The sequence below is a fragment of the Pseudomonas sp. E45-MNA-CIBAN-0222 genome (assembly GCF_040310405.1).
Classification (GTDB): Bacteria; Pseudomonadota; Gammaproteobacteria; order Pseudomonadales; family Pseudomonadaceae; genus Stutzerimonas; species Stutzerimonas stutzeri_AC.
The window spans coordinates 329,132-338,738 of sequence record NZ_JBEOPU010000002.1 but is presented as its reverse complement, the minus strand read 5'-3'; the positions used below and the strand labels follow the sequence as shown (position 1 = coordinate 338,738).

Genomic DNA, 9,607 nt, shown 5'->3' with positions numbered 1-9,607 from the left:
TTCGGTGCTCGCCCGCTGTTAGAAATCACCCCAGAGCTGCTGCGCGACGCTCAAGGCTACCACTGGCGCGGTCTCGGTGCGCAGAACCCGCGGCCCGAGTCTCGCGGGCTGGAACCCTTGGTCCGCGGCCTGCGCGACTTCACTTTCGCTCAAACCTCCTTCCGGACCGATCAGGAATGCCAGCGTCTGCGGCTTCGCGTGGCTCACCAGTGGCTCAGCCACTGGGTGCAGCACCAGCTTCAGATCTGCTTCTAACGTCAGCCAGTCACGCAGGCTGACCGGCGCGTGGATGAGCGGCAGCACCGATCGTCCGCATTGCTCGCAGGCGCTGATCGCGATCTGGCGCCAGTGGGCCAGGCGTTTATCGACCCGCTCGTCGTTGAGGCGAACTTCACAGCGTTCGCTGACAATAGGTGTGATCTGCGCTACGCCGAGCTCGGTGGCTTTCTGAATGGCCCAGTCCATTCGCTCGCCTCGGGACAGCCCCTGACCGAGATGAATGCGCAACGGTGATTCGGGCATCCCCGCTAGATATTCCTGGAGCTCGACGGTGACGGTTTTCTTGCCCACTTCAGCCAGTTCACCGCGGAACTCCGCGCCACTGCCATCGAACAGCTGAACCGCGCCGCCGGGCGAAAGCCGCAATACCCGGCTGATGTAGTGAGCGGAGGCTTCGGGCAGTGAGTGCCGGCCAAGGGAAAGGGGGGCGTCGATGAAGAAGCGTGATAGGCGCATAGGGACAGCTGCGGGCGGCAAGTGGAACCAGCAAGTCTAAAGCATCGGCCGCCCGCCTAGCAGGCGGCCTCGCATCGAGCTTGCCGCTGGCGTCAGCCCGGATCCCTGAACTCTGGATAGAGTCCGGCTGGCACGGATACCTGGCTGCTCTCCCGTGTGGCGATATCGATGCCTTCGGTGGCTACTGCAGCAAGAAAATCGATCTGTTCCTCGGTGATGCAGTAGGGCGGCAAGAAATAGACAACGCTGCCGAGGGGCCGCAGCAGGGCGCCGCGCTCCAAGGCGTGTTGGTAGACCTTAAGACCGCGCCGCTCCTGCCATGGATAAGCGGCTCGGCTGGCCTTGCTCTGAACCATTTCTATGGCCAACGCCATGCCCGTCTGGCGGACCTCGGCGACGTGCGGATGGTCAGCCAGGTGCGCGGTGGCGCTGGCCATGCGAGCCGCTAATGGCTTGTTCGCTTCGATGACATTGTCCTCGGCGAAGATATCCAGCGTCGCCAGGGCCGCGGCGCAGGCCAGCGGGTTGCCGGTGTAGGTGTGCGAGTGGAGGAATGCGCGCAGCGTGGAATAGTCGTCGTAGAACGCCTGGTACATCCGGTTGGTGGTGAGCACTGCAGCCATCGGTAGATAGCCGCCGGTCAGGGCTTTTGACAGACAGAGGAAGTCAGGCGTGATGCCCGCCTGCTCACAGGCGAACATTGTGCCGGTGCGGCCGAAGCCGACGGCGATCTCGTCATGGATGAGATGCACCTCGTAGCGGTCGCAGGCTTCGCGCAGCAGCTTGAGGTAGATCGGATGATACATGCGCATGCCGCCGGCACCCTGGATCAAAGGCTCGACGATGACCGCGGCGATGTCCTGATGATGCTCTGCAAGCGTCTGCTCCATGTGCGCAAACATTTGCCGGGAGTGCTCCTCCCAGCTGACACCCTCAGGACGCAGGTAGCAATCCGGACTCGGTACCTTGAAGGTATCCAGCAGCATGGGCTTGTAGGTATCGGTGAAGAGTGCGACATCGCCCACCGACATCGCAGCAACGGTTTCGCCGTGATAGCTGTTGGTCAGGGTGACGAATCGCTGCTTCTGCCCACGGCCGCTGTTACGCCAATAGTGGAAGCTCATCTTCAGCGCCACTTCGATACCGGTCGAACCGTTGTCGGTGTAGAACACCCGGTCCAGCCCGGCCGGCGTCAGCGCGACAAGTCGCTCGGACAGCTCGATCACTGGCTGGTGACTGAAGCCTGCGAGCATCACGTGCTCAAGCTGATCGACCTGATCCTTGATGCGTTGATTGATACGTGGATTGGCATGACCAAACACGTTGACCCACCAAGAGCTGACGGCGTCCAGGTAGCGCTTGCCGTCAAAGTCTTCCAGCCACACGCCATCGCCTCGGCGAATGGGGATCAGGGGCAGCTGTTCGTGATCTTTCATCTGAGTGCAGGGGTGCCAGAGTACGGCAAGGTCGCGTTGCATCCAGCTGTCGTTCAGGCTCATCGTTGGTCCTCCGCGGTGAGTCGCGCAGCCTAGCAGATGCAGGCCTGCTGGCGCGGAAACGAGAGCGGTTATCGAATTGGTCGATAAGTCACAGCGAAAAAATGCACTCTATTGCGATAAGTTACCGGCTAGGCTTCTAGCCCTCGGAAAGTGAAGGAAGATTCGATGCAGTGGCGTAACTCCCCCACCAACTATGGTCTGACCAGCATTGCGTTGCACTGGCTGGTCGCCCTCGCCGTGTTCGGCCTTTTCGGTCTGGGCTTCTGGATGGTGGGGCTGACCTACTACAGCAGTTGGTATCGCACCGCGCCGGATTTGCACAAGAGCATCGGCGTCATGCTGTTCATGGTCATGGTGCTGCGCGTTCTCTGGCGTTTCGTGAGCCCTGCCCCAGCGCCACTGGCGAGCCAGGGACGACTGACGCAGCGGGCGGCGAAGCTTGGTCATGGTTTTTTGTATCTCGGCCTGTTCGTGGCGATGCTCTCCGGCTATCTGATCTCCACCGCCGATGGCCGGCCGATCACCGTATTCGGCTTGTTCGACGTGCCTGCGCTGATCACGACCATACCCAATCAGGCTGATCGCGCCGGACTGATTCATGAATATGCAGCCTGGGCGTTGGTGATCTTCGCGGTCGTACACGCCTGTGCTGCGCTCAAGCACCATTTTATCGACCGCGATGCGACACTCAAACGCATGCTCGGTCGTAATGCCGGTTAATCATCACTCGATAGGAGAATCATCAATGCTCAAGAAAACGCTCGCGGCACTGGTCCTCGGCTCTGCGCTGGCCAGTAGTCCGGTATTCGCTGCCGACTACGCCATCGACAAGCAAGGCCAGCACGCCTTCGTCAATTTCAAGATCAGCCACCTCGGCTACAGCTGGCTGTGGGGCACGTTCAAGGATTTCGATGGCAGCTTCAGCTTCGATGCGGCCAAGCCGGCAGAGAGCAAGGTCAATGTCACGCTGAAGACTGCCAGCGTCGATACCAACCACGCCGAGCGCGACAAGCACCTGCGCAGCGATGACTTCCTCAACGTCGGCAAGCACCCGGTAGCGACCTTCGAGTCGACTTCGGTGAAGTCCACCGGCGACGGCACTGCTGACATCACCGGCAACCTGACGCTCAACGGCGTGACCAAACCGGTGGTGATCGCTGCCAAGTTCATCGGCGAAGGTGATGATCCCTGGGGTGGCTACCGTGCCGGTTTCGAAGGCAGTACGACGCTGACGCTGAAGGACTTCGACATCAAGATGGACCTCGGGCCGGCGTCGCAAACGGTCGATCTGATCATCTCGGTCGAAGGTGTGCGCAAGTAAACGCTCCCCGTGGAACCCGAACGCCGGCATCTTGCCGGCGTTCTGCGTTTGCCTGGATTATGTATCGGCGCGGATTGCGCAGCGGACAAAGCTGTGGCGAACGGGCCTATGAACACACCTTTTGCAATATTTGCAGCAGGTCCGACGAGTCTTTTCAGGTTTACAGACAGTCATGGATGTAAGTATATTTCGGGCCTTTACGCTCTCCGCGTCTGCGGTGTGCTGTTGCCCACTCCCGCCTGCCAGGTTTTCAAGAGGTCTAACCATGCCAATCAAGTCAGCCAATGCTGCCCTGATGTCCATTCTCGCCATGGCTGTTTTCCTGGCCGGCTGTCAGGAAGAAGCCGCCCCACCGGCCCAGCAGAAGCCCAAGGTGGGTATCGTGACCCTGCAGGCAGAGCCGTTCGCGGTAACCACCGAGCTGCCCGGGCGTACCCGCGCCTACCGCATCGCCGAGGTGCGACCGCAGGTCAACGGCATCATCCAGAAACGCCTGTTTACCGAAGGCAGTGACGTAAAGGCCGGGCAGCAGCTGTATCAGATTGATCCATCGGTATACGAAGCCACGTTGAAGAGCGCCCAGGCGAGCGTGGCGTCCAGCAAGTCGCTGGCCGACCGTTATGCCGAGCTGGTCAAGGACCAGGCCGTCAGCAAGCAGGCGTATGACGAGGCCCGCGCCGCCAGCCTGCAGGCCGAAGCGGAGCTGGAGCGGGCGCGCATCGACCTGCGCTACACCAAGGTGTTGGCACCGATCTCCGGGCGAATCGGCCGCTCCGCAGTGACCGAAGGCGCGCTGGTCAGCAATGGCCAGGAGCAGGAGCTGGCAACCATCCAGCAACTTGACCCGATCTATGTGGACGTGACACAGCCCGCTCGCGATTTGCTTGCGCTGCGCCGTGATCTGGCTGAAGGACGTCTGCAGAAGGCCGGTGAGAACGCTGCCAAGGTGACCCTGATGCTCGAAGACGGTAGCGACTACGGTCATGAAGGCAAGCTCGAGTTCAGCGAAGTGACGGTGGATCCCGGCACTGGCTCGGTGACGCTGCGAGCGGTATTCCCCAACCCTGACAAGGTTCTGCTGCCTGGCATGTTTGTGCATGCCCAACTGGTCGCAGGCATGAAAAGCGAGGCGATCCTGGTGCCGCAGCAAGGCGTGACACGCAACGCCAAGGGTGAACCGACCGCGATGGTGGTCAACGCGGAGAACAAGGTCGAGCTGCGCACGATCAAGACCGAGCGCGCGGTCGGCAATCGCTGGCTGGTCGGCGATGGTTTGCAGCCCGGTGATCGCGTGATCACCGAGGGGTTGCAGTTCATCCAGCCGGGTGTAGAGGTCGAGGTGGCGCCGGCGACCAACGTCGATAACCGGGGGGTGAACGCACAGCCCCAAGGCCAAGAAGGCTGAGGGGTTCCTAGTCATGTCCAACTTCTTTATCGACCGGCCGATCTTCGCCTGGGTGATTGCTCTGGTGATCATGCTCGCCGGCGGCCTGTCCATCCTCAACCTGCCGGTCAACCAGTATCCGAGCATCGCCCCGCCCGCGGTCGGTATCTCGGTGAGCTACCCGGGCGCCTCTGCACAGACCGTGCAGGACACCGTGGTGCAGGTCATCGAACAACAGCTCAACGGTATCGACGGGCTGCGCTACATCAGTTCGTCGAGTAACTCCGACGGCAGCATGGAAATCACCGTGACCTTCGATCAGGGCACCAACCCCGATATCGCTCAGGTCCAAGTGCAGAACAAGCTGCAGCTGGCAACGCCGCTGCTGCCGCAAGAGGTTCAGCAACAGGGCATCCGCGTCACCAAGGCCGTAAGCAACTTCCTCATCATCATCGGTCTGGTATCGACTGACGGCAGTCTGGATCAACGCGACTTGGCCAACTACATCGTCGCCAACATGCAGGACCCGATTTCCCGCACCAAGGGCGTGGGCGATTTTCAGGTGTTCGGTGCCCAGTACGCGATGCGCATCTGGCTCGATCCAGCCAAGCTGAACAACTTCAGCCTGACGCCGGAGGATGTCAGCTCGGCGATCCAGGCGCAGAACGTCCAGGTGTCTTCCGGCCAGTTGGGTGGCTTGCCGGCGCTGCCCGGGCAGCAGCTCAACGCCACGGTGATCGGCAAGACTCGTCTGCAGACTCCGGAGCAGTTCCGCAACATCCTGCTCAAGGTCAACAGCGACGGCTCGCAGGTGCGTCTGGGTGATGTCGCCAAGGTCGAGCTGGGGGGGGAAAACTATTCCGTCAGTGCACACTTCAACGGCAAGCCAGCCGCCGGCCTCGCGCTGAAACTGGCCACTGGCGCCAACGCGCTGGATACGGTCGATGGTGTACGCAAGACCATCGAGGAGCTCAAGCCGTTCTTCCCGCCGGGCGTCGATGTGGTCTACCCGTACGACACTACGCCGGTCATCTCCGCCTCCATCACCGGTGTCATGCAAACGCTGCTCGAAGCGTTCGTGCTGGTGTTTCTGGTGATGTACCTGTTCCTGCAGAACTTCCGTGCGACGCTGGTTCCGACGCTCGCGGTACCGGTGGTACTGCTGGGCACCTTCGGCGTGCTGGCGGTGTTCGGCTTCAGCATCAACACCCTGACCATGTTCGCCATGATCCTGGCCATCGGCCTGCTGGTCGACGACGCCATCGTGGTGGTGGAAAACGTCGAGCGGGTGATGCGCGAAGAAGGGCTCTCGCCTCTGGAGGCGACGCGCAAGTCCATGGGCCAGATCCAGGGCGCGCTGATCGGCATTGGCGTGGTGCTGTCGGCGGTACTGCTGCCGATGGCCTTCTTCGGAGGCTCGACCGGGGTCATCTATCGGCAGTTTTCCATCACCATCGTTTCGGCGATGGTGCTCTCGGTGCTGATGGCGCTGATCTTCACACCGGCGCTGTGTGCGACGCTGCTCAAGCCGATCGACAAGGATGATCACCACGAGAAAGGCGGATTCTTCGGCTGGTTCAATCGCACCTTCGAGCGCAGCGTCAATGGCTATGAGAGCGGTGTGAAAGCCGTCCTCAGGCGCAAGGCACCGTTCCTTCTGCTCTATGTGCTGATCGTCGGCGTCATGGTCGTCCTGTTCGGCCGAATCCCCAGCGCGTTCCTGCCGGAAGAGGACCAGGGCGTCCTGTTCGCTCAGGTCATGACCCCGTCGGGCTCGACTGCTGAGCGCACCCAGCAGAGCATCGACGCCATGCGCAGCTATCTGCTGGAAGAGGAGGGCGACATCGTTCGTTCCGTCTTTACCGTGACCGGCTTCAGCTTCGCCGGCCGCGGTCAGAGCTCGGGTATCGCCTTCATCAGCCTGAAGCCTTGGAGCGAGCGGACCAACGAGGAGGACGGCGTATTCGCCCTGGCTCAGCGTGCGCAGCAACATTTCGCCAGTTTCCGTGACGCTCAGGTATTCGCCTTTGCGCCGCCGGCGGTGATGGAGCTGGGTAACGCCACCGGTTTCAACCTGTTCCTGCAGGATCGCGCTGGCGTTGGCCATGAAGTGCTGCAGCAGGCCCGCGACAAGTTCATGCAGCTGGCCAGCCAGAGTCCGGTGCTGACCCGGGTGCGGCCCAATACCCTGCGCGACGAACCGCAGTATCAGGTGCTTATCGACGATGAAAAGGCGCGGGCACTGGGCGTTTCGCTGGCGGAGATCAACAGCACCCTGTCGATCGCCTGGGGTGGCCGTTACGTCAATGACTTCATCGACCGCGGTCGAGTCAAGAAGGTGTATCTGCAGGGCGTCTCCAGTGCCCGTATGAGCCCCGAAGATCTGCAGAAGTGGTACGTGCGCAACGACGCTGGGGAAATGGTGCCCTTCAGCGCCTTCGCGACCGGTGAGTGGACATACGGCTCACCCAAGCTTTCCCGCTACAACGGGGTCAGCGCGATCGAAATGCTCGGCGAGCCGGCCCCCGGCTACAGCTCGGGTGATGCGATGGCCGAGGTCGAGCGCATTGCCGCTCAGCTGCCGCCTGGGGTGGGTTACTCCTGGACTGGACAGTCCTACGAGGAACGTCTGGCGGGCTCGCAGACCCTTGCGTTGTATGCCCTGTCGCTACTGGTGGTTTTCCTCTGTTTGGCGGCGTTGTACGAGAGCTGGTCGATACCGTTCTCGGTCATGCTGGTCGTACCGCTGGGCATCGTCGGCGCGCTTGCCTTTACGCTGCTGCGCGGCCTTTCCAACGAGGTGTTCTTCCAGGTGGGCCTGGTCACTACCATTGGTCTGTCGGCGCGTAACGCGATCCTTATCGTGGAGTTCGCCAAGGCGCTGCACGAGCAGGGCATGAGCCATGTCGATGCGGCATTGCAGGCATGTCGCATGCGTCTGCGGCCGATCATCATGACGTCGCTGGCGTTCATTCTCGGGGTGGTGCCGCTGGCGCTTGCTTCCGGGGCTGGCGCGGGCAGTAAGCACGCCATCGGTACTGGCGTGATCGGCGGGATGATCTCCGCTGCGGTGCTGGCGATTTTCTGGATTCCGTTGTTCTACGTGATGATCTGCACAATCTTCGACCGCACGAAGCCCGCCAACGAAGGTGTGAAGGAGGACTCGCTGTGAACAAGTCTCTGTTGAGTCTGGCGCTCATGACGGCGCTCACCGGCTGCTCGCTGATACCCGATTACCAGCGCCCGGATGCGCCGGTTGCCGGCGACTGGCCGCAAGGCGAGGCTTATCAGCAGAGCGCGGCACAGGCGTCCGAGCAGACGCTTGGCTGGCGTGAGTTCTTCCGCGACCCGGCGCTGCAGCAACTGATCGAAGTGGCGCTTGAGAACAACCGTGACCTGCGTGTTGCGGCGCTCAACGTTGATGCCTACCGGGCGCTTTATCGTATCCAGCGCGCAGATTTGCTGCCGGCAGTGAGCGCCGATGGCGCCGGCACGCGTAGCCGCACGCCGGGAGACCTGAGCATGAGCGGTGAGCCTGCGATCAGCAGCCAGTACAGCGCGACCTTTGGTGTTTCCTGGGAGCTCGATCTGTTCGGCCGGCTGCGCAGTCTCCGCGACCAGGCGCTGGAGGAGTTCTTCGCCAGCGAGGCCGCGCAGCGCAGTACCCAGATCAGCCTTATTGCCAGCGTCGCCAACGCCTGGTTGACGCTGCAGGCCGATCAGGCACTGCTGCAGGTCACACGCGATACGCTAAAAACCTATGAAGAGAGCTTTGGTCTGACCCAGCGCAGTTTCGACGTCGGCGTCGCTTCGGCACTGGAGCTGCGTCAGGCGCGCAGCGCGGTGGACAGCGCACGGGTCAGCATTGAACAGTACACGCGTCTGGTTGCGCAGGACCGTAACGCACTGACGCTGCTGCTGGGTCAGAATCTGCCGGCTGGCTTGCCCTCGGGTGACGGCCTGGAGCGCACCCAGCTTGCAGCGCTGCCGGTCGGTTTGCCGTCGGATCTGCTCCAGCAGCGGCCGGACATCCTTCAGGCGGAGTTTCAACTCAGGGCTGTCAATGCCAGCATCGGAGCTGCGCGCGCCGCCTTCTTCCCGCGTATCAGCCTGACCGGCGCGGCGGGCACCGCGAGCAGAGAACTGTCCGGCCTGTTCGATGGAGGTTCTGGCTACTGGAGTTTTTCGCCGAGCATCAGCGTGCCGATCTTCAACGCCGGCCAGCTGCGGGCGAATGTGGATTACGCGCAGATCAGCAAGAACATCCAGGTTGCGCAGTACGAAAAGGCGATCCAAACGGCCTTCCGCGAAGTGGCCGATGGGCTGGCGGCCCAAGCCACTTATACGCGCCAGGTGCAGGCGCAACGCGACCTGCTGGAAACCAGCGAGGACTACTACAACCTTGCCGAGCGACGCTATCGCACCGGCGTAGACAGCTATCTGACCTTGCTCGATGCCCAGCGCCAGCTGTTCAGCGTGCAGCAACAGCTGATCAGCGATCGGCTTGCGCAGATGGCCAGCGAGGTCAATCTGTTTAAGGCGCTAGGTGGTGGCTGGCAGGAAACTGCTCAGGTGCGGCCGGCGGAGGGCTGAGTGGCAACAGGGTGATGAAGCGGGGCTTGCTTGACGCCTATCTTCGCAGAAACGCAGAAACGAAAACGCCGCCCA

At 61.8% G+C, this 9,607-nt stretch carries 7 protein-coding genes; 5 read left to right on the top strand and 2 right to left on the bottom strand.

The window, feature by feature from the left end:
- Window positions 1-18 precede the first annotated feature (18 nt).
- On the bottom strand, window positions 19-735 hold the full coding sequence (locus tag AAEZ08_RS04570; RefSeq protein WP_500123806.1) for a 16S rRNA (uracil(1498)-N(3))-methyltransferase: 717 nt from the start codon (window positions 733-735) through the stop codon (window positions 19-21).
- A 92-nt stretch (window positions 736-827) separates the two neighbouring features.
- Window positions 828-2,234 (bottom strand): adenosylmethionine--8-amino-7-oxononanoate transaminase, encoded by a 1,407-nt coding sequence (locus tag AAEZ08_RS04565; RefSeq protein ID WP_500123805.1) that lies wholly within the window; start codon window positions 2,232-2,234, stop codon window positions 828-830.
- 165 nt (window positions 2,235-2,399) lie between these two features.
- Here AAEZ08_RS04565 and AAEZ08_RS04560 point away from each other — a divergent pair, with 165 nt between their 5' ends.
- The 5 genes from AAEZ08_RS04560 (at window position 2,400) to AAEZ08_RS04540 (ending at window position 9,532) form a co-directional block, all read left to right on the top strand.
- A complete protein-coding gene (locus AAEZ08_RS04560; protein WP_493905735.1) occupies window positions 2,400-2,954 on the top strand; it encodes a cytochrome b/b6 domain-containing protein in 555 nt (184 codons plus the stop codon).
- A 25-nt stretch (window positions 2,955-2,979) separates the two neighbouring features.
- Window positions 2,980-3,555 carry a YceI family protein gene (locus AAEZ08_RS04555; RefSeq protein ID WP_493905736.1) on the top strand — a complete coding sequence of 192 codons (576 nt, stop codon included), beginning with the start codon at window positions 2,980-2,982 and terminating at the stop codon, window positions 3,553-3,555.
- Between the two features lie 265 nt (window positions 3,556-3,820).
- The gene (locus AAEZ08_RS04550) at window positions 3,821-4,960 is read left to right on the top strand and encodes an efflux RND transporter periplasmic adaptor subunit (RefSeq protein ID WP_049340295.1); all 1,140 of its coding nucleotides are present in this window, start codon (window positions 3,821-3,823) and stop codon (window positions 4,958-4,960) included.
- Window positions 4,961-4,973: 13 nt separating this feature from the next.
- Entirely contained in the window at window positions 4,974-8,111 is a 3,138-nt protein-coding gene (locus AAEZ08_RS04545; protein ID WP_493905737.1) for an efflux RND transporter permease subunit, read from the top strand.
- Entirely contained in the window at window positions 8,108-9,532 is a 1,425-nt protein-coding gene (locus AAEZ08_RS04540; protein WP_500123804.1) for an AdeC/AdeK/OprM family multidrug efflux complex outer membrane factor, read from the top strand. Before AAEZ08_RS04545 ends, AAEZ08_RS04540 begins: the two co-directional genes overlap by 4 nt.
- Window positions 9,533-9,607: the final 75 nt, after the last annotated feature.